Consider the following 21,753-nt stretch of genomic DNA (forward strand, 5'->3'; position numbering starts at 1 on the left):
TTTTTAGCACTTTTAATGCTATTACTATAATTTATATAGATATAAACGTCTAATTAGCGTTTGATTTTATTTGCTGCTTAGTTCGGTTTTCTCTATCTATGATCGAGGGACTAGCTCGTTTAAAGATTTACAGTCCAGCGCGATTAAATCGGTTGTTAGTGGCCTAGCAAGTCCGGCATCTAGATGGTCCTTGTCGTACGCTTATCGTAATAATAAGAGTAAGCCTATGCTTTTGTTATTTTAGCGTTTGAGTAGGTATACTAATTGGGGAAGTTAAGATTTGTAAAAAATATTAATCTGACTACGCTAATAACCAGTGATTATTTATTTAGGTGTTGTTTAATGGAATCAAGTTGGCAAATAATACAGTGGAATGGGCCGAAAAGAATTGCATTACTGCTGTTTGCTTTCTTTTTTACAATACCGGTAGTGGCCAAACCAAGCTATCGTGTTGTGATATTAGTCGATGATAGTTATCCCCCATATTCTTACCTTAAAGACGGTGAGTTAGTGGGCTTATATGTTGATGTAGTTCGTCAAGCTGCCGATTTGATCAGTGAAAAATATATTATAGAGTTGCAACCAGTACCTTGGAAGCGCGGTGTTGACGCACTTAGACGAGGAGAGGACTTTGCCTTACTACCTCCTTATAAAAATGTGCAAGGGCGCAGTTTTATTTGGCCTTACTCAGAGCCGCTGCATGAAGAAGTAATACAAGCTTTTTGTAATCCAAACTCAAGCTTACTCAAGATTGAAAACACAGAATATCCATTAAAGCCGATTAATGTTGGTATCAATGCAGGGTATCTCTTATTCGATCAAGCATTGAACACTGCCCTGGAGCAAAACAAAATAAAAATATGGGAAAACAAAGATACATTATCAAATATTTTGAAGCTGGCTAAAAATAGAATCGACTGTTATATCAATGACAAGTGGGCCATCTTATCAGGTATTAAAGCACTTAAGCAAAGCCATCCATTTGTTGATTTGAGTCAACTTCAGCAAGACAGAATTATTTTCAAGCGAACTGCTCACATTGGTTATTTGAAAGCGCCATCAGAAAAATTTCCATTTAAGGATGACTTTATTAAAGAAATGGACGCAGCATTGAAGTTAGTATTTGAAAGGCGTACTCAAATCGACAGCGATGGTAAATGATGCGCGTTAAACGTCGATACTCATGTTTAACTCGCACTGTATATTTTGCTATCTAAAAGGTTTAACTGTTTAAAAATAACACCCCGCAACTTATTAACCAAATAACTTTCTTCTAACCACTTTTCGATACTCGCTAGGCGTTTGCGAGAGCACTTTCTTAAACACGCGGGTTAAATGACCTTGATCATTGTAACCCACCTCTAAAGCAACCTCCTGAATTGATAAGTTAGATGATGCAAGTAACTCTTTGGCTGTTTGTACGCGTAATTGCTGCCAATATTCAATGGGGCTTTGGTTGGTCGCAATGCGAAAACGGCGGGTAAAAGAGCGGTAACTCAAACTAAATAGTTGAGCGACCTCTGTTAAACTTTGTTCTGTGGTTAAGTTGTTTTTTAACCAAAATTGAATTTGCGCGATGAGTTCATCTGGATGCCGATCAACGGCGCCTTCAAGGTAGCGCTGATCTTCGTAAGGTTTCCTAATTTCGTGAGAAAAGTTGCGCTCAACATGCTGAGCGGCGGCCTGTCCGTAGTATTGGCTAATAATATGCACGATCACATCTGCTAAGGCATTTAGACTTGCCACACTGTATAAGCGCTCAGATTGAGTGATAAAAAAATCAGGCTTGAGCAGCACTTGTGGGTAGTCGCGTTTAAATTGTTCTGCATAATGCCAATGAGTGGTAGCGGGGTGACCATTTAATAACTTAGCTTCAGCGACTAAGCAATTGCCAGTACCCACGCCAATGATTGAGCTACCCGTTTGCCAGCTGCTGGCAAGCCACTGAACTAACCCAGAGTTTGCTCTGACAACAGGGCGAGGATTGCGCCAAATACCGGGCACAATAATCAAGTCACTGTAAGGTGCTGTGCCGTAAGTGTGATCCGGTAATATTGCTAAGCCGCTGCGATTTTTGATAGGTTCGCTGTCCTCAGCGATTAAATTAATCGTTAATGGCCGAAAAATTTTGCTGTTTAGATGCCCCTTGGCGTACGCCTCACCGGCTCTGAGCATTTCAATTGGCAAGGTGACACTGGTGATCAATAAGTGCTGGTATACCAAAATACTTATTTGCAAAGGGCTAAGTACCAAGTTGTTGTCCATTTAATTGCTCCGACCAGTTTGATTTGGCCTCATAGGCTCATTATTTGGCTATTTAAGCACAATGTTGATAATTAAATCCATCTAAACTGCAAGCTTCTCCTATAACACGTTTTCTCAAGGTAAATTATGACAGCATTACCCGTTATTATCGGCATGGGTGGAATTAACGCCGCAGGCCGTACTTCTTTTCATCAAGGTTATCGTCGTATCGTGTTAAATAACTTAGATACTCAAGCCCGGCAAGAAACATTTTTAGGCCTCGCCACGTTAATGAATTTAGTGAGTCTTGTGAATGGGCAACTGCAAGATTTAAAAGGCAATACTGTTGAGCAAAGCGACATAGAAGCACGCTTTGGTGAGCAAATTATTGCCGGTACGTTAATTCGCAAAATTGAAAAAGAGCATTTTGATGTCGATGCAACACCATGGCAGCAAAAAATGACGTTAACCGCGTCAGATGAAAGCGCCATTGTGTTTGAAACACGTCGTCGAGATTTACCTTCGCCGGTCCCTACAAGTTGGCAAGTAGAAGAGCTTGAAAATAAAAAAGTAAAAGTAACCATTGCGGCTCAGTTTGATATTAAACATGATTCTACTCGCGATAATCCGATTAAATCGGCTGGGCAACTACCAACAGGGTTTGATCCATCTATTATGTACAACAGTCGCTACCAGCCACGTGGTTTACAAGCCACTATTTTTGCTGCTACTGACGCGATTAAATCAACCGGACTTGATTGGCAACACATTATGAATAGTGTTGAGCCTGATAAAATTGGCACTTATTCAGCGTCGGTTATTGGTCAAATGGATGACAAGGGCTTAGGTGGTTTAGTAAAAGCGCGCCAGCAAGGTGATCGCGTCAGCACCAAGCAGTTAGCGCTTGGCTTAAATACAATGTCGACCGATTTTATTAATGCCTATGTGACGGGCAATGTAGGCACTACGTTTTCAACTTCAGGCGCGTGTGCAACATTTTTATATAACTTGCGCGCTGCAGTAAACGATATACAAGCAGGGCGTACACGTGTTGCTATTGTGGCAAGTGTTGAATGCGCAATTACCCCTGAAGTTGTTGAAGGCTTTGGTAATATGAGTGCGCTGGCGAATATTGAAGGTTTACGACGCTTGGATAACTTAAGCAATGATGAGCCTGATTATCGTAAAAGTAGCCGCCCATTTGGCGAAAATTGTGGCTTTACTTTAGGTGAAGGCGCACAAGTAGCGATTCTAATGGATGATGCGTTAGCACTGGAGTTGGGGGCAGACATTCTAGGCTGCGTGCCTGATGTATTTGTAAATGCTGATGGCGTTAAAAAATCAATTACATCACCGGGACCGGGTAATTATATAACCATGGCGAAGTCGGCGGCATTAGCCACGAGCTTATTAGGTAAAGAAGCATTACAACAACGTAGCTTTATTTTAGCGCATGGTTCAAGCACACCGCAAAACCGCGTAACAGAGTCATTAATTTATCATAAGGTGGCACAAACGTTTGCCATTGATAATTGGAAAGTAGCAGCACCAAAAGCGTATGTAGGGCACACAATTGCGCCAGCTAGTGGCGACCAATTAGCGATGGCGCTGGGTGTATTTGCACATAATATTATGCCGGGTATTACCACCATAGATAAAGTGGCCAAGGATGTGCATAACCAGTATTTAGATATTCGTACTGAGCATTATCAATGCGAAGACATGGATATTGCTTTTATTAATTCAAAAGGCTTTGGCGGAAATAATGCCACCGCCACTGTTTTGTCACCCATGGTGACCATGAAAATGTTAGCAAAACGCCATGGTAGTGCGGTGATGGATGCATATGCATTGAGCAATCAAACCGTTACAGCTGCTCAGACTAATTATCAGCAACAAGCTGACTTAGGACAATATGAGCTAATCTATCGCTTTGGTGATGGCATGATTGATGAAGATGAAATTGTCATTTCTGATACCGACATGCATATTCCCGGTTTTGATAAAGCCATTGCATTTAGTAAAACGAATCCTTATCAAGATATGTTTTAAGCACATTATTCTTGAGTGGCAAGGCGCTTTTATAGCGCCTTTTTTAATGCGTGAAAATTAGCCCTATAAAATTTTTAAATTGTCATTGGCTGCATTTTTTTGTTGAATCACCGCAGTTTACGCGATCTGTCATTTATCCTTGTTATAATTTCAAGCTATTAAAGAGGCCAACGTTTGAGAGTCCTATGATCGCCAGTTTATTATTGTTAAGTGCCAGTGTTACATTAGATAGCCATTTACCGCCATTGTTGCCATGGCAAGGTCAAAGTTTGGCACTGATACAACAAAAAGGCCCATTAACCACTGATTTCGAACTAAGCGAAGGGCTAAAGTCACCAAATTATCAGCAAACTATGGCCTTTGTAGATCGTCTTGTTGCAGCAAACCCTACCCAATTCCAAGTGCAAACTATTGCACATAGTGCCAGTGGCCGTGCGATCAACATGATGGTAGCAAGCGAAGATGGTGCATTTACACCTTCGCAGTTAATGCAAAACGCCAAGCCGACTATTTTTATTCAAGCGGGAATTCATGCCGGCGAAATTGACGGTAAAGATGCGATGTTTATGTTGCTACGCGATATTGCAACCGGTAAACGTCGAGATATTTTAAGCCAAGTGAACATCTTATTTATTCCTATTTTAAATGTTGATGGCCATGAGCGTAGTAGTCAGTTTAATCGCATAAACCAGCGTGGGCCAGTTGAAATGGGCTTTAGAACCAATGCTAATAATTTAAATTTAAATCGTGATTTCACCAAACTAGATACGCCGGAAGTACGTGGTGTATTAAAGGTGATCAAGCAGTTTAACCCAGATTTATATATCGATGTGCATGTGACTGACGGTGCAGATTATCAATACGATGTAACTTACGGGTACAACCCCGTATTTGCCAGTGAATCGCCAAGTGTGTCAGATGCGCTCAATAATTATTTTAAACCTATCATCGACACAAAACTACAAGAGCAAGGCCATATACCTGGGCCGCTGGTATTTGTAATGGATAAGCGCGAGTTTAAAAAAGGCTTAGCGGGCTGGGTTGCCACGCCTCGTTATTCGAATGGTTGGGGGGATTTAAGATCGTTACCCACAATTCTTGTCGAAAATCATTCATTAAAACCGTATAAACAACGTGTACTTGGCACCTATGTATTTTTAGATGGGGCTATTTCAGCATTGGCGCAACATCATCAACAATTAACCGAAGCGGTTGAAAAAGAACGTACTTTTGTGCCAAGCCAGCTTATTGTTGAACGCGGTTATGCAAAAGAGCCAAACACTATCGCATTTGCAGGGATCAAGTATTCGCGCAGTAAAAGCGCCTTGAGTGGCCAGATGGAAGTAAAGTATTTAGGCGAAAAACAGCACTATGATGCGTTGCCCATTTACTGGCAGAAGGACGCAAAAACCGTGATCACCGTACCAAGTACATTTTATATTCCACCTGCGTATCCACACATTGTCGAAAAACTCAAATTACATGGTATTACAGTAGAAAACGTGAGCAGTGATGAGCTGGTAACTAATTTAAAAGTCGCGGTAGTAACAAAGCATGAATTTGATAAAGCACCGTTTGAAGGACGCTTTCGAGTAAACGCAGATTTTGATTTTGTTGATGTACCAGAAAAGTCTTTGACCGGTTGGTATAAAGTTGAAACTGCTCAACCTTTCGGTGAGTTAGTTGCCCATCTTTTACACCCCAAAGCACCGGATTCATTTTTTGCGTGGGGTGAGTTTAATACGATTTTTCAACGTACTGAGTACATGGAAAACTATGCATTAGCGCCGTATGCTCGCCATATGCTCAAAGAAAAACCGGCACTTGCACTTGAGTTTGATAAAAAAATTCGTGAGGATGCCGCTTTTGCTAAAGATGCACAAGCACGATTAAACTGGCTCTATGAGCATACGCCATTTTATGATCAAGCTTATTTAAAGTATCCTGTGCTGATGACATTTGACACTAAACCGCAAATAAAGAATTAACATATGGAAATAATTACCGTACCGGTGACCGCTTTTGCACAAAATTGCCGAGTGGTTATTTGTAAACAAACACGCCACGCAGCGGTTATCGACCCGGGTGGCGACGCTGATAAAATCATTACTGAGCTTGCCAAGCATCAGTTAAGCTTGCAGTGTATTTTACTCACCCATGGCCATCTTGATCATGTCGGTGCGGCAAAAGTACTTGCTGAGCATTTTTCTGTTGATATTGTCGGGCCACAAAAAGACGAATTGTTTTGGTTTGATGCATTACCTATGCAAGCGCAAATGTTTGGCTTTGCACCAATTGCGCCTTTTCATCCTCAGCATTGGTTAAGTCATGGCGATACGTTTACATTGGGTCAATTGCGATTTGACATTCGTCATTGTCCGGGCCACACGCCTGGGCATATTGTATTTTATGAAGCAACACATCAGTTAGTGATAGTGGGTGATGTTATTTTTAAAGGCTCAGTAGGGCGTACAGACTTCCCTAAAGGGGATGCCCAGCAGTTACTTGACTCGATTAAAAATCAAATTTTGACACTGCCTGATGAAACGCGAATTCTATCTGGGCATGGACCTGACACTAAAGTGCTGACTGAGCGCATATCGAATCCATTTATAAGTGGTAAATTTGGTTAGTTGCGCATAATAAATGCATAAAAGTACAAGACTCAACCTATAAACCAATGTATAATTTAACCAATTTAGTAAAATAAATAAGAAATAAAATGTCTCTAAATCATGTTGACCGCCAAATTTTGGCACTGTTACAGCAAGATGCAAGTCTTTCGACCGCTGATATTGCTGATAAAGTCGGTTTATCTCAATCACCTTGTTGGCGTCGTATTGCTAAGCTTGAGCAAGATGGTTACATCAAAGGCAAAGTTGCCTTATTGGATGAGAAAAAGCTCGGCTTTGATATGCTAGTGTACGCTCATGTTCGTTTATCAAATCATGGCCGTACAAATTTAGCTGAGTTTGAACGACTTATCCTAAGTTATGATGAAGTAACAGAATGTTACAGTATGGCTGGCACTATGGACTTTATGTTGCGGATCATTTCTAAAGGCATTGAAGGCTATGAACAGTTTGTTCGTGATAATTTATTGAATCTTGAATTTGTTCAAGAAGTTCACTCAAACGTCACTATGACTTGTGTCAAACGCAGTACATCGCTGCCACTTTAATCGTATCTAATCATGCTAGCGCTATAAAGGCGTTAGCTTGTTCCTCTTACTGCAATTGTTAACCTTAGCTTAATTTGTTAGAATTCAGCGCTTTTTTGATCCCACACCCCGAAGAGGAATTCAATGTTTAACTTATTAAGCAAGGCGCCGAGCTCTGCTAAAAACGATATCTTATCAGGTATAACGGTTGCCCTAGCACTCGTTCCTGAAGCTGTTGCATTTGCGTTTGTTGCAAATGTAGAGCCTTTAGTTGGTTTATATGCAGCATTTATTGTTGGCTTGATCACCGCTATTTTTGGCGGCCGCCCAGGTATGATCTCCGGTGCAACCGGTGCACTTGCCGTTGTTATGGTAAGTTTAGTGCTAGATCATGGGGTTGAGTATCTCTTCGCGACTGTATTGCTGATGGGGATACTGCAAATACTAGCAGGGGTGTTTAAGCTCGGTAAGTTTATTCGTATGGTTCCGCATCCGGTGATGCTTGGGTTTGTAAATGGTTTAGCGATTGTCATCTTCTTAGCGCAACTAGGTCAATTTAAGGTGTCCGATGGTCAAGGTGGCATGCAGTGGATGACAGGCACGCCGATGATGATCATGCTAGGATTAGTCGCTTTAACGATGGCTATTATTCACTTTTTGCCAAAGTTGACTACAGCTGTGCCATCAACATTAGTCGCTATTGTTACTGTAACCGCCATTGTTATCGGATTTGATTTAGAAGCGCGTACAGTACTTGATTTCTTAAAAGATATGACCGGTGACAGTGCGGCAACTATTGCTGGTGGTTTACCACAATTTCACATTCCAATGGTGCCATTTACCTTTGAAACACTGAAAATTATTTTACCTTATGCACTTATTTTAGCGGCAATTGGTTTAATTGAATCACTATTAACCCTTAGCCTGATTGATGAAATCACAGAAACCCGTGGTCACAGCAATAAAGAATGCATTGGTCAAGGCGCTGCAAACGTTACCTGTGGTTTCTTTGGTGCGATGGGAGGCTGCGCGATGATTGGTCAATCAATGATCAACATTAACTCAGGTGGTCGTTCGCGTCTATCTGGTATCACAGCAGCATTAATGCTCCTAGCATTCATTATTTTTGCCGCCAGTTTGATTGAAATGGTGCCGCTGGCAGCATTGGTTGGCGTGATGTTTATGGTGGTATTAGGCACCTTTGAATGGGCGAGTTTCAAAATGATGAAACGCGTCCCAAAATCAGATGCTTTTGTCATTGTATTAGTATCGGGTGTAACGGTGATAACTGACTTAGCAATTGCAGTATGTGTGGGTGTGATTGTGTCAGCCTTAGTATTTGCATGGCAACATGCTAAACATATTTTTACTACAAACTACATTGATGAAGAAGGTTCTAAAGTCTACGAACTACACGGCCCATTATTTTTTGGCTCAGTGAAAAAGTTCGCGGAGTTGTTTGATGTTAAAAATGACCCTAAAGACGTTATCATCGAATTTAAATACAGCCGAGTGGCAGATCACAGTGCCATTGAAGCAATTGATACTTTAGCTGATAAATACACCAAGGCAGGTAAGCAGTTGCATTTACGCCACTTGAGCCCAGACTGTATACAGTTATTACATAAAGCGCGCGACTTAGTAGAAGTTAATGTAATAGAAGATCCAACTTATAAAGTTGCTTCAGACAAGCTTGCTTAAACGAGACGTTTGATAAAAAAGCGAAGGCACTGCCTTCGCTTTTTTATTGCTATCGAACAAATCATTGGCTGAAACCGTAGATGACATTAAAATTTATTTAAGTCACATAAAAACCAGTGCTCGGTGAGTCAATTATTGAGACTAAGCTCGACTAGTGCAGCTAGTGCCTGTATAATTCGCGGCCTCTTTATACCGTCTTATTGCCTGTATTAACTTTTCCTTATTCAGCGAACAGTGTACTTGTCAGTATTTGCTTAGGAAATTCATTTTGATCTCTACCGCTAATATCACCATGCAGTTTGGTGCCGAACCCTTGTTCGAAAATATCTCCGCTAAATTTAGTAACGGTAATCGTTATGGCTTAATTGGCGCCAATGGATGCGGTAAGTCAACCTTCATGAAAATCCTCAATGGCTCATTAGTGCCAACATCAGGTAACGTATCAATTGGCCCAGGACTGAAAGTCGGTAACTTAAGCCAAGATCAGTTTGCATTTGAGCAATACTCAGTGGTTGATACTGTGATCATGGGTGACGTTGCATTATGGAAAATAAAGCAAGAACGTGAACGTATTTATTCACTGCCAGAAATGAGTGAAGAAGATGGTATGAAAGTCGCTGAGCTTGAAAGCGTTTTTGCTGAAATGGATGGTTACAGTGCAGAAAGCCGCGCGGGTGATATTTTATTAAAAGCGGGTATTGAAGAAGAATTTCATTTTGGTCTAATGTCACAAGTAGCCCCAGGCTGGAAGCTGCGCGTCTTACTTGCGCAAGCCTTGTTTGCTAACCCTGATATTTTATTACTGGATGAGCCAACCAATAACTTGGATATTCATACCATTAGCTGGTTAGAGCACGAACTTAACCAGCGTAAATGTACCATGATCATTATTTCTCATGACCGCTATTTTCTTAATGCGGTATGTACTCATATGGCTGATATTGATTACGGTGAGCTGCGTATTTACCCAGGTAACTACGAAAAATACATTGAAGCATCAACACTTATTCGTGATCAATTACTTGCTGGTAATGCTAAAAAGCAATCTGAAATTGAAGAGTTACAAGATTTCGTTAACCGCTTTGGTGCTAATGCGTCAAAAGCAAAACAAGCGAGTTCACGTGCTAAACGCATGGATAAAATCAGCTTAGATGAAGTGAAGTCGTCAAGCCGAATGGCGCCGTCATTGTATTTTGATGAAGGTAAAAAGATGCACCGCCAAGCATTGATCTTAGAAGACTTTGGCCATGGTTTTGACGGTGAAGTATTGTTTGAAGGCGGCGAGCTGATTTTAGAAGCGGGTTCAAAACTTGCGATTATTGGTGAAAACGGTGTTGGTAAATCAACCTTTATTCGCTGTTTAGTGGGTGAACTTGAAGCTAATCACGGTGTTGTAAAATGGTCAGAAAATGCATCGATTGGCTATTGTCCGCAAGATAGTAGTAAAGACTTTGATAACGATTTAACCTTGTTTGATTGGATGTCACAGTGGCGTACAGCCAAGCATAACGATTTAATGGTGCGTGGCATGTTAGGTCGGTTATTGTTTACTGCGGATGATGCGAATAAAAAAGCTAAAAACTGCTCAGGTGGTGAGAAAAATCGCCTATTGTTTGGCAAATTAATGATGCAAGACGTAAATGTTTTGGTGATGGACGAACCGACAAACCACATGGATATGGAAGCCATTGAAGCGCTTAATAATGCATTAAAAGGCTTTGAAGGTACGCTGATTTTTGTCAGCCATGACCGTGAGTTTGTTTCATCATTGGCAACTCGTATTATTGATATTCGTGACAAGGAAGTGGTTAATTTCCACGGCACCTTTAACGAATTTATGGCAAGCCAACAAGAGCAAGCGAAGCTTTTGGCTGCAAAGTAAAGTTTATTGATCTCAGTTTTATTAAATGCATGATCATGCAAGCGAGTTCAAGAGCTCTGTAAATCAATATAATTGGTATTAAGTATCAGAAAACCGGCTGCGGCCGGTTTTTTTATGTCTAAATTATGTAAAATTAAAAAGTTGCTTTGGTGTAGCTTTAAAGCGTCGTAACGTTAGCGCTGATAAAACCGATTTAATTAGTATAATTTTTAAGGTATCTATGTGGTAATTAAAGCTCGTATTACTAAATTAGTGTCGAATCTTGAAAAACTAGCGCTCACCTTGTGTGTGCTATTTGTTAGCGGGGCTCTATTATTTCCTGATATGCTCACCGCGCATATTCAACCACTGATCATTAATGCATTATCAGTGTTGGGTGGACCATTTTTTCTGTTAGTTAATTTTTTATTGATAAGCGTTATTGTGCTGGCTATTAGCCCACTCGGACAACGTAAAATAGGTGGAGAGCATACATCTGTCGAGTTTTCAACTTTTGGTTGGTTGTCAATGTTATTTGCTGCAGGAATGGGATCGGGTTTAATTTTTTGGGGCGTAGCAGAGCCTGCCATGCACGTATTGCAACCGCCATTAAAGCAAAGTCTTTACCCTGATAGACAAGGTGCTGCATTGGCTATTACGTTAGTAAACTGGGGCGCTCATGCATGGGCACTCTACGCAGTATTTGGCTTAGTCTTAGGTGGTTTGAGCCATAACAGTGGCAAAGCGGGAGATATAAGTGCTCCGGTGTTGAGTGTAACAACTTCATTTTTAAGTCGCGCAGGGCAGCTAAAGTGTAAATACGTGATTCAGTTAGTGGCCATTTTAGCTATTTTTTTTGGTGTAGTTGGCACGATTGCAAATTCAACATTATTACTACGAAAAGGGATTGAGCTTGAGCTTGGCATTAACTCGCCTTGGTTAGTTGGTTTGATTATTATTATGTTATTAGCGCTGTTGTTTAGCTTATCTGCGCGCTTAGGATTAAAAAAGGGTATTCAAACACTCAGTCAATTTAATGTTTTTTTAGCATTTGGAGTACTTATTTGGCTCATCATGATGGTACCACTACAACCGATTATAGATGTGGCGATCAGTGGCGTTAAATTTTATAGCCACTTATTAGTGACAGGGACATGGCAATTATCAAGTCAACTAAATGATCCTGCTTGGGCTAATAGTTGGACGTATAATTATTATTTTTGGTGGCTAGCGTGGGGACCTTTTGTTGGGGTTTTTTTAGCTAAAATAAGTCAAGGTCGGCCAGTTTGGCAATACATTGTTGGCGTAGTAATTGTGCCAACTTTCGTTACTTTAATTTGGTTTAGTGTTTTTTCGGGATCTGCTATTGCTTGGGATAGCGGCCATAGTAGTGGCATTATGGCCGCTATTAAAACTGATTATACACAAGGCTTATTTGTATTTTTTAAGCAGTTAGGTTGGCAAGGAGGTGTGCTTATTTGGTCGAGCTTATTATTATTACTGATCTTTGTTGCTACTTCGGCAGATTCTGCAATTTTAGTGATCCGTAATTTAGCGGGGACAAAAAGCAGTCATCGATTTAGTTTGTATGTGTGGTCTTTTACTTTAGCTCTAAGTAGCTGGGTATTGTTATTACAAAATAATGAATTACTTAACCGAAGTATTGCAATTATTGGTGCAGTGCCATTTTTGTTTATTTTTATTTTGCAGCTGATAGGATTTGTAAAAGAGTTTATGAAGGAGTTACAAGTGTAGTTAAACCTATTACTGTTGCTATGCTCGAGCTAGTTTATAGTTTAATTACTTTATTGTTATTCACTTACAGTTTTTTACAGTGTTTTATACTCGTTCGTTTATAGTGAGTATTACAGATACAACCACTAAGCAATACTAATGCTATTAAAAACTGGCTCATTCGAGGTAGTTAAATAATAACTTACGCATTTAAGCAATGGGATATAAAGGATTAAATTTATGTTCAAGCACTTTATTACTGTTTTACTTGTCAGCCAATTACTAAGCGCATGCACTGTAGCGGGTGTATTAGTTGATGGAGTTATTTATTCAAAAGCGGATACAAATTATGATGCTGATTTAGCGCAGGCCCCTGCACATGTATCGCCTCAAGATAATACTTACTTTAGTCATGAACAGACTTTGTCATTTGCGGACTTAGGCATCGAAGTAGATCGTTTTTTAGTGGGGTTAGTGCAAGATAGCTCAGAGCCTACTCTGGTCTGCAAAAGAATAACTAAATCAATACAACAATGTGAGGAAGTAACGACTGACAACCTCACAGTAGAGGATACAATTAACGCTGAAGATACACTTGATGAAATGATAAGTGTTCGTCGATAAAGCTGCTGATAAAAAAGTAACTATGATCGTAGCCTGCGTGCATATTCAACGTTAGCGGGTAATTAACTTGCTTTGCTACTGCAGTTAGGTTGTCTGGTTTTAGTTGCTCGACTAAAAAATTATCGGCATCACCTTGGTCAATACGCATTGGTAAAAATTCGTTACTGTGTGCCTTTTTCATTAGTTCACAGCTATCGTAATTGGCCCATTGTGATTGATCATCTCCTAAGTACTGACTAAACGCTTTTTGCCCCCAAGGACAGTCAATAGGGTTAGTGATTGGGCTAAAAGCAGAAACACTGGTGTAACTTTTTGGATTGCGCAATGCAATCATCAACGCACCGTGCCCCCCCATAGAATGCCCGCTAATCGCTTTTTTATCAGTCACGGGAAAGTGCTGTTCAATTAGCCAAGGCAATTCATTTACCACATAATCATACATATTATAGTGCGTGTTATAGGGGGCTTGGGTGGCGTTTAAATAAAACCCTGCGCCTTGGCCAAAATCATAACTGTCTTGGTCTGGCACAGTGTCGCCACGAGGACTGGTATCAGGTGCAACGATAGCAATACCAAGCGCTGCCGCTTTTTTAAATGCACCTGCTTTTTGCATAAAATTTTCATCCGTACAGGTTAAGCCTGATAACCAATACAGTACCGGTACTTTATTAGTTTGGCTGGCACCGGGTGGCAAGAAAATAGCAAACCGCATTGGGCAATGGGTGCTTGTAGATGTATGGCTGTATTGCTTGTGCCAGCCACCGCTAACTTTTGTGGCGCTTAAATTATCTAACATAGATTCCTCGCTAAAATACCACATAGCTTACACGCTATGCGGTATCTGTATTTTTAATATTAGTAGTGGATCACAGTACGAATACTTTTGCCTTCATGCATTAAATCAAACGCGTCGTTTATGTCTTCAAGACCCATGGTATGAGTGATAAAGTCATTTAATGCAAATTCGCCAGCCATGTAACGTTCAACAATCTCAGGTAGTTGTGAACGACCTTTAACCCCACCAAATGCGCTACCACGCCAGACACGGCCAGTGACTAGCTGGAATGGGCGAGTTGAAATTTCTTGTCCTGCACCAGCAACACCAATGATCACCGATTCCCCCCAACCTTTATGACAACATTCAAGGGCTGAGCGCATGACATCAACATTACCTATACACTCAAATGAGAAATCAACGCCACCATCGGTCATCTCGACAATAACTTCTTGAATAGGCTTGTCGAAATCTTTTGGATTGATCAAGTCTGTGGCACCTAATTTAGTGGCTAGATCAAACTTAGACGTGTTGATATCAATACCGATAATACGCGAGGCACCAGCCATTTTCGCGCCGATAATTGCTGACAAACCTATACCACCTAAACCAAAGATAGCAACGGTATCGCCTGCTTGAACTTTTGCAGTGTTTGTGACCGCGCCCATACCAGTTGTAACACCACAGCCTAGTAAGCAAATTTCTTCAAGTGATGCTGCTTTGTTTACTTTAGCCAGTGAGATCTCTGGCAGTACCGTATATTCAGAAAAGGTTGATGTGCCCATGTAGTGATAAATTGGTTGGCCATCTTTGAAAAAGCGAGTCGTGCCGTCTGGCATTAAGCCTTTACCTTGCGTTTCACGTACAGCGGAACACAAGTTTGTTTTGCCTGAAGTACACATTTTACATACACCGCATTCTGCAGTATATAAAGGAATAACATGATCGCCTACAGCAACACTGGTTACGTCTTCGCCGATAGCATAAACAACACCGGCGCCTTCATGCCCTAAAATGGCTGGGAAAATCCCTTCAGGATCGGCACCTGATAATGTAAATGCATCGGTGTGACATACGCCCGTAGCAGTAATTTTTACCATTACTTCGCCTTTTTTAGGCATCATTACATCCACTTCTTCTACAGATAGTGGTTGATTTGGACCCCAAGCAATTGCGGCTTTTGATTTTATAAATTCAGACATAGTAACTCTCTTGCTGGTTAAATACGAAGATGACTTGAAAACAATAACGCTATTTTATTTGTTTCTCAAACAATGTTAATCTTCATTTTAATAAAACACTTTTACAGTATGGTAATAATGAGTCGTTGGTTAGGCATAGACGAATTTATCGCAGTCGGTGAAGAAGGCAGCTTTACCCGCGCTGCAACCGCATTAGGGGTATCCGTTGCACACATAAGCCGCCATGTAACGCAATTAGAGCAGCGCTTAAATACCCAATTATTAACGCGTACTACCCGTAAAGTTGTACTGACTAAAGAAGGCGAAGTCTTTTTACATCAAACAAAACATTTACAGCATGCAATGGACGACGCCACCGCGTTATTAGCACAACAGCAAAATGCTCCTAAAGGTAAAATTAAACTCACAGCTCCGGTTATGTATGGCGAAAGCTTCGTGATGCCAGCAGTGCATACTTTTATGCAACTGCACCCTGATGTAGAAGTGGTGATGGCGCTGAGCAATGAACAAGAAAATTTACTTGAGGGCGGCTTTGACTTAGCTATTCGCCTTGGTCATTTAAAAGACTCTAGCTTAAAAGCACGACGTTTAAGTGCACGTCATTTTGTAATTTGCTGCTCAAAAGCCTATTTAGCCCGTTTTGGCGAACCTCACACATTAGCTGAATTACAGCACCATCAATGCTTAGTCGGCAACAGCAGTTATTGGCGGGTGTGCGAGCAAGGGCGTGATAAACATATCAAAATTGCGGGGCGGTTACAGTGTAATAGTGGCTGGGCGTTAGCTGATGCAGCTAAAAAGGGTCTTGGCATCATACAAGTGCCAAACTACTACATTGAGAGTGATTTAGCCACGGGTGATTTAGTGCCTATTTTAACCAATAATCAGCCAAAACCAGAAGGTGTATGGGGAGTGTATCCTCCGCGACAATTTGTTGCGACCAATGTCAGAGCATTACTCGATCACCTTATTAAATCTCTAAACTAAAAGTTTAAATAAAGCGGCTTAATTTTGATACAGCAGTTGATTTGTCATGAATTTTTACACTTTTGCGCATACCCAATGGCACTTTATTTATGCTAGTATGAGCGCTGAATTGGCATTAAATGTGACCATAAATAATTATGTTTCAACCTGTTAGCCTGTTTATCGGGCTGAGATACAGTCGCTCCTCGAAAGGGAACGCATTTATCTCTTTTATTTCGTTTTTCTCCATTGCCGGTATCGCCATTGGTTTAATGGCATTATTTACTGTCAGCTCAGTGATGAATGGTTTTGAAAATAACCTTAAAACCAATATGTTGGGCCTCATTCCTCATGTTGAAATTGCGTCTGATGGACAAACTCAAGCACAAATGATCCAGCTGCAAGATACCATTGTTGCGTCCAAATTTGTGAAAAGAGCGAGTTTGTATCGCCATGGTGAAGCCATTTTACAAACCAATCGCGATTTACATGGCGTGCTATTGCAAGGTTTGTACGACGATAACGCATCGCTTTATAAAATCAGCGATAAAGTTATTCAAGGTAATTGGCAAACAGTCATGACATCGCGCTATCACATTGCGGTTAGTCGTTATTTAACACGTAAACTGGGAATTGGTTTAGGTGATAAAGTGCGCGTGATCATGCCTAATGCGTCAACCTATACACCTTTAGGTCGCGTACCAAGCCAACGTTTGTTCACCGTTGCTGCCATTTATGAAACAGGTTCTGAAATTGATATGGGACTTGCTTTTACTAGCGGCGAATCGCTACAACGGGTATTAAAGTTGCCACAAACTAGTGCTCCTAATTTGAGTATTTCACTGAACGATCCTTTTCAACTAGATGCCTTTAGCGCTTCAGCTAGTGCAATTTTAAGTCAACATACAGTCACCGATTGGCGCCAGTCACAAGGTACTTTGTTTGCAGCAGTCGCAATGGAAAAACGCATTATGTCGATGCTGCTGGCGCTGATTGTATTAGTTGCGGTATTTAATATTGTCTCTGCGTTGACCATGATGGTGAGCGAAAAACAAAGTGAAGTGGCTATTTTACAAACGCTTGGCTTAACGCCGGCTCAAGTGCAGCAAGTCTTTATGATCCAAGGTTTGTACAATGGTTTGATTGGTACCAGTATCGGTGCAGCCCTTGGCTTATTACTCAGTGCTTATATCAACGAAGTGCTGGCAGGCATAGGTTTAAACTTGTTAACAGGGATTGCCTTACCAGTAAAATTTGACGTAATGAGCTTATCGCTGATTGCCGTAGGCAGTATTACCATGAGCTTTTTAGCCACTTTATATCCGGCGCGTAAAGCTGCCAATGTTAGCCCAGCAGAGGTATTGCGCTATGAATGATTTAGTTATCCAATGTGAACAGTTAAGTAAAGTGTATCAAGATGGTGAAAATCACGTTGAGGTTTTAAAAGGGGTTGATTTAACCTTACAACAAGGTGAGATGCTGGCTATTGTTGGCAGCTCTGGTTCTGGTAAAAGTACTTTACTGCACATTTTGGGGACTTTGGATTCACAAAGTGCCGGTGTGGCAAAAATTAAAGGTCAACAAGTTGCTAAACTATCACGTGCTGAGCAAGCGAAATTTCGTAATGAGCATTTAGGGTTTATTTATCAGTTCCATCATTTATTAATGGAGTTTAACGCGTTAGAAAATGTTGCGATGCCGCTGTTGATCAAAGGTCTCAGCGCTAAAAAAGCCAATGCTAAAGCCCTCGTAATGCTCGATAAAGTAGGGCTATCGCACCGTAGTAGCCATAAACCATCAATGCTCTCTGGTGGCGAGCGTCAACGGGTGGCAATTGCGCGGGCATTGGTGAGCGAACCTGATTTAGTATTGGCCGATGAGCCAACAGGTAACTTAGACAAACAAAATGCGATTAAAATTTACGATTTGATCAAAGAGCTTAATAGCAGTTTGAATACCAGTTTTGTGGTGGTGACGCACGACCTAGAATTAGCCGATAAGCTGGGTAAAATTGCTTACCTTGATGATGGGAAATTGGCAATTAAAGAGGCCAGCCATGTTGCTTAGTGCCTATTTAAGTAAACGTTTTAGAGCAAGCTCCGGCAGCAGCGATGAAAAAAATGGCTTTGTTAGTTTTATTACCAAAGCGTCAACCATTGGTATTTTACTCGGCGTTGCAGTGTTAATTGTTGCTTTGTCGGTGATCAATGGCTTTGAACAACAACTAGTACATCGCTTATTAAGCGTTGTGCCACAAGTTGAATATGTTGCGCCTAATCGTCCAATTGATAACTGGCCGGATAAAGTTCAAAAGCTCTCAGAGCAACGTGGCGTAACCGGTGCAGCACCTTTTATTAGTGTCAATGGTATGGCGCAATACAAAAGTGAACTAAAAGCGGTTGAAGTGCGAGGGGTTGATCCTGCTCTAGAAAGTGACGTATCGGCGGTTAATCAGTTTACCCATGGCAAGTTGGTCAGCCAAATAAGCGAAGACGAAATTATTTTAGGCCAACAAATTGTTAAACAATTAGGTGTTAAGCAAGGGGAGTTAATTACCTTATTGATCCCGCAAGTTAACGAGATAAGTACTGAGATTTTAGCACCCAAAAGGGTCACTTTAACCCTTGCGGGTATTATTGAAATGGGTGGCCCTATTGATAGTTCTGCTGCCTTCATCCATCTCAGTAAGGCGCAATCAGTACTTGGTTATGAGCCACTGCAAGTAACAGGGCTTCGCTTAGCAGTAACCGATGTTTTTCAAGCACACCAAATTGCGCTACGGGTTGGCCAAACAATTGATGATTATGTTTATATCTCTAGCTGGTTTAGAACCCAAGGTAGCTTATACCAAGATATACAAATGGTCAGAACTATTGTTTATATTGTGGTGTTTTTAATCATTGCGGTGGCAAGTTTTAATATTGTTTCGTCATTAGTGATGGAAGTACGTGAAAAACAGGCCAACATAGCGATATTAAAAACCATGGGCGCTAAAGACAGTACGATATTAGCGACCTTTATTTTACAAGGACTTAGCCAAGCATTTATTGGCGTGGTACTGGGCTCATTTATAGGTGTGATACTGGCGCTGAACATCAGTGAGCTTTTTACCCTACTGAGTCAGTTGTTAGGCTCAAACCCGCTGGAAGGGGTGTATTTTATTGAGTTTTTACCCAGTAAGCTGGTATGGCAAGATATTGTGATCACTGTTATTGTAACTTTTGTGTTGGCAGTATTAGCCACTATTTACCCTGCATGGCAGGCAACAAGAGTGGAACCAGCCAAGGTATTAGGCAACTAAGGGAAATTTATGTTTAGTTATCAAGTAGTAATAGATTATTGGTTTGATGAACTCGGTCCATCTGGTTGGTATAAAAAATCTGATGCTACAGATATTAAGATACGAGATACATTTAGTGATCTGTTGATAGCTATTACAAAAGGCGAGTATGCGTCTTGGCGAGTGACTGCCTTAGGTGCATTAGCTGAAGTGATTGTGCTTGATCAGTTTTCTCGTAATATTTACCGGGATACCCCTCACGCGTTTAGTCAAGATCCGCAAGCGTTAACATTGGCACAGTTGGCAATCGAAAAAGGCTTTGATCAATTATTACCTGTTGAGCAGCGGGTGTTTTTTTATATGCCGTTTAAGCACAGCGAATCGAGCTTTATACACCAACAGGCGATGGTATTATTTAAAGGTTTGAGTAATGAAGATTATGAACTTGCCCATAAAAATATTATCGATCAGTTTGGTCGCTACCCACACCGAAATACTATTTTAGGGCGTCAGTCCAGCGCCGAGGAAGTTGCGTTTTTAGCTCAACCAGGCTCGCAATTTTAATCTAGCTTAGGTATATAAAATAATTGTTTAATTTCAGCAGCTAAATCAGGCGAGCTAAAATCTTTGTGCTGTTTTATCTGTTCAATATTAATAGCATCAAGGCGTTGCTCACTGGCGATCAGCACAATATTTTTATATTGGTTAAATTCAATCACCACAATATGACTGAATAGACTTCGAAGTGTCGTTAGTAGAGCGATTAATTGTTGTTTATTTTTTGCAGTAAAGTTGATGCAGATCTTACCGTATGTGCTAAGTCGCGCATGACAGTCGCACAAAAATGCCTGCTTTTGTAAAAACGCTGGCTGCGATTTACCACTAAAAACATCAATTAAAATCACATCAAATTTGCGGCTACTTTGAGCAATAAATTGTTCAGCACATTGCGCTACAATATGATTGTTGTCATTGAGGAAAAAATACTGCTTAGCTGCTTTAATTACATTCGGATTAATTTCGACAGTCGTTAATTCAAATCCGGCTTTATTAGTCACTGCTCGTTCAAAACAACCGCTGCCTAAACCTAAATTTAATATCTGTGAGGAGGGTTCGCTACAAAGCAAAAATAGCAGCATAGCTTGATTTACCGGATTACATACTTGCTGCGGTTGTGATTTTTCCATTACACCTTGTAAAGTTAGCTTATCCCCGAGTGTAAGCCAACGATAATCAGCATTTTCAAAAATCTTTAGCGTGTCTTGCTTACTTTGGATTGTTGCTACAAGGTATGCATCGGTAGTAAATGGCGTTAAATCAATCATGCCGTTCCTTCATAATGGGGATGTTGAGCAAAACAAAAAATCAATAGGGTGGCCTTGTTAACTCTGCTAAACTGTATGGCTACTCATAAGCCAGCAATACCTGCTTGGTTGTCTTATCTTACTCTGGAATTTACTTTGACTAATAATGATATTTTACGCCGCCTTCGCTATACCTTTAATTTAGCTGATACTACCATGATTGAAATTTTTGCTGCAGCAGATCATGACGTGACTCAACAACAAGTGATTGGTTGGCTAACCAGAGAAGGGGAAGAGGGTTACGTAGATCCAAGTGATACTGAGTTTGCCATTTTTCTAAATGGTTTTATTAATACAAAGCGCGGTAAGCGCGACGGTGAGCAACCAGCGCCAGAAAGTAAATTAAATAATAATATTATTTTAATGAAATTACGTATCGCATTAAATATGAAAACGGAAGACGTGATCGATGTCCTTGCCTTAACTGATTTTAGTTTGAGTAAGCATGAGTTAAGTGCATTTTCTCGTAAAGCCGATAACAAGCATTATCGTGTATGTAATGACCAAATATTACGTAACTTTTTAACTGGTTTACAGCTACAACTTCGTCCAGAGGCAAGCGGCGAATAATTTACGTGTTCATATCCGTATTTATATCGTACGGGTATGATTTTTAACCCCACTTTAAGCATCGGTGTTTTAAGCAGCCCTCTGCGTTAGTATTTAAATCTTTATTTATTCACATTTCATAAATTTATATTCTTTTTTAATGAGCGTTAATTGTTGCTCTTGCGTATCAACTCAAAAATAATTCACGTTATCGAACGTTAAATATATAGGTTTATCATGT

General features: G+C 40.6%; 19 protein-coding genes. 15 read left to right on the plus strand and 4 right to left on the minus strand.

Annotated features, from left to right (window positions below):
* The first annotated feature begins 342 nt into the window (after window positions 1–342).
* A complete protein-coding gene (locus H5232_RS07305) occupies window positions 343–1,161 on the plus strand; it encodes an ABC transporter substrate-binding protein (RefSeq protein ID WP_182760903.1) in 819 nt (272 codons plus the stop codon).
* A 93-nt stretch (window positions 1,162–1,254) separates the two neighbouring features.
* Here the strand turns inward: H5232_RS07305 and H5232_RS07310 are convergent, their stop codons facing one another.
* Window positions 1,255–2,265, minus strand: coding sequence for a GlxA family transcriptional regulator (locus H5232_RS07310; protein ID WP_182717418.1), 1,011 nt, complete (start codon window positions 2,263–2,265; stop codon window positions 1,255–1,257).
* A 126-nt stretch (window positions 2,266–2,391) separates the two neighbouring features.
* Between H5232_RS07310 and H5232_RS07315 the strand changes: the two genes are divergently transcribed.
* The 8 genes from H5232_RS07315 (at window position 2,392) to H5232_RS07350 (ending at window position 13,376) form a co-directional block, all read left to right on the plus strand.
* A complete protein-coding gene (locus H5232_RS07315) occupies window positions 2,392–4,296 on the plus strand; it encodes a beta-ketoacyl synthase (protein ID WP_182830717.1) in 1,905 nt (634 codons plus the stop codon).
* 185 nt (window positions 4,297–4,481) lie between these two features.
* On the plus strand, window positions 4,482–6,284 hold the full coding sequence (locus H5232_RS07320; protein ID WP_182760904.1) for a M14 family metallopeptidase: 1,803 nt from the start codon (window positions 4,482–4,484) through the stop codon (window positions 6,282–6,284).
* Window positions 6,285–6,287: 3 nt separating this feature from the next.
* Window positions 6,288–6,929 (plus strand): MBL fold metallo-hydrolase, encoded by a 642-nt coding sequence (locus H5232_RS07325; protein ID WP_145233146.1) that lies wholly within the window; start codon window positions 6,288–6,290, stop codon window positions 6,927–6,929.
* An 89-nt stretch (window positions 6,930–7,018) separates the two neighbouring features.
* Complete coding sequence (locus H5232_RS07330) at window positions 7,019–7,477, plus strand: Lrp/AsnC family transcriptional regulator (protein WP_016707271.1); 459 nt, start codon at window positions 7,019–7,021, stop codon at window positions 7,475–7,477.
* A 123-nt stretch (window positions 7,478–7,600) separates the two neighbouring features.
* Window positions 7,601–9,157, plus strand: a complete 1,557-nt coding sequence (locus H5232_RS07335; protein ID WP_145233147.1) for a SulP family inorganic anion transporter — start codon at window positions 7,601–7,603, stop codon at window positions 9,155–9,157.
* Between the two features lie 268 nt (window positions 9,158–9,425).
* Window positions 9,426–11,039: an ABC-F family ATPase gene (locus tag H5232_RS07340; protein WP_145233148.1), complete on the plus strand. Its 1,614-nt coding sequence runs from the start codon at window positions 9,426–9,428 to the stop codon at window positions 11,037–11,039.
* A gap of 222 nt (window positions 11,040–11,261) precedes the next feature.
* Window positions 11,262–12,773: a BCCT family transporter gene (locus tag H5232_RS07345; protein WP_246175591.1), complete on the plus strand. Its 1,512-nt coding sequence runs from the start codon at window positions 11,262–11,264 to the stop codon at window positions 12,771–12,773.
* A 219-nt stretch (window positions 12,774–12,992) separates the two neighbouring features.
* Window positions 12,993–13,376, plus strand: coding sequence for a hypothetical protein (locus H5232_RS07350; protein WP_182739615.1), 384 nt, complete (start codon window positions 12,993–12,995; stop codon window positions 13,374–13,376).
* Here H5232_RS07350 and fghA read toward each other — a convergent pair.
* On the minus strand, window positions 13,330–14,172 hold the full coding sequence (gene fghA, locus H5232_RS07355; RefSeq protein ID WP_182739614.1) for an S-formylglutathione hydrolase: 843 nt from the start codon (window positions 14,170–14,172) through the stop codon (window positions 13,330–13,332). The two genes, H5232_RS07350 and fghA, sit on opposite strands and share 47 nt — an antisense overlap.
* 59 nt (window positions 14,173–14,231) lie before the next feature.
* Window positions 14,232–15,353 carry an S-(hydroxymethyl)glutathione dehydrogenase/class III alcohol dehydrogenase gene (locus H5232_RS07360; protein ID WP_182739613.1) on the minus strand — a complete coding sequence of 374 codons (1,122 nt, stop codon included), beginning with the start codon at window positions 15,351–15,353 and terminating at the stop codon, window positions 14,232–14,234.
* Window positions 15,354–15,470: 117 nt separating this feature from the next.
* Between H5232_RS07360 and H5232_RS07365 the strand changes: the two genes are divergently transcribed.
* The 5 genes from H5232_RS07365 (at window position 15,471) to H5232_RS07385 (ending at window position 20,163) form a co-directional block, all read left to right on the plus strand.
* Window positions 15,471–16,340: a LysR family transcriptional regulator gene (locus H5232_RS07365; RefSeq protein ID WP_182739612.1), complete on the plus strand. Its 870-nt coding sequence runs from the start codon at window positions 15,471–15,473 to the stop codon at window positions 16,338–16,340.
* A 137-nt stretch (window positions 16,341–16,477) separates the two neighbouring features.
* Entirely contained in the window at window positions 16,478–17,695 is a 1,218-nt protein-coding gene (locus tag H5232_RS07370; RefSeq protein ID WP_145233153.1) for a lipoprotein-releasing ABC transporter permease subunit, read from the plus strand.
* Window positions 17,688–18,386, plus strand: coding sequence for a lipoprotein-releasing ABC transporter ATP-binding protein LolD (gene lolD / locus H5232_RS07375; RefSeq protein ID WP_145233154.1), 699 nt, complete (start codon window positions 17,688–17,690; stop codon window positions 18,384–18,386). Before H5232_RS07370 ends, lolD begins: the two co-directional genes overlap by 8 nt.
* The gene (locus tag H5232_RS07380; RefSeq protein WP_182830718.1) at window positions 18,376–19,620 is read left to right on the plus strand and encodes a lipoprotein-releasing ABC transporter permease subunit; all 1,245 of its coding nucleotides are present in this window, start codon (window positions 18,376–18,378) and stop codon (window positions 19,618–19,620) included. Before lolD ends, H5232_RS07380 begins: the two co-directional genes overlap by 11 nt.
* A 9-nt stretch (window positions 19,621–19,629) precedes the next feature.
* Window positions 19,630–20,163 (plus strand): DUF924 family protein, encoded by a 534-nt coding sequence (locus tag H5232_RS07385; protein WP_182830719.1) that lies wholly within the window; start codon window positions 19,630–19,632, stop codon window positions 20,161–20,163.
* Here H5232_RS07385 and H5232_RS07390 read toward each other — a convergent pair.
* On the minus strand, window positions 20,160–20,924 hold the full coding sequence (locus tag H5232_RS07390) for a spermidine synthase (protein WP_182739609.1): 765 nt from the start codon (window positions 20,922–20,924) through the stop codon (window positions 20,160–20,162). The genes H5232_RS07385 and H5232_RS07390 overlap by 4 nt on opposite strands.
* A 135-nt stretch (window positions 20,925–21,059) precedes the next feature.
* Here H5232_RS07390 and H5232_RS07395 point away from each other — a divergent pair, with 135 nt between their 5' ends.
* Window positions 21,060–21,533 (plus strand): DUF1456 family protein, encoded by a 474-nt coding sequence (locus tag H5232_RS07395; RefSeq protein WP_145233406.1) that lies wholly within the window; start codon window positions 21,060–21,062, stop codon window positions 21,531–21,533.
* Window positions 21,534–21,753: the final 220 nt, after the last annotated feature.

It is taken from the genome of Pseudoalteromonas sp. SG41-5, from assembly GCF_014164495.1.
In the GTDB taxonomy this organism is placed as follows: domain Bacteria; phylum Pseudomonadota; class Gammaproteobacteria; order Enterobacterales; family Alteromonadaceae; genus Pseudoalteromonas; species Pseudoalteromonas rhizosphaerae.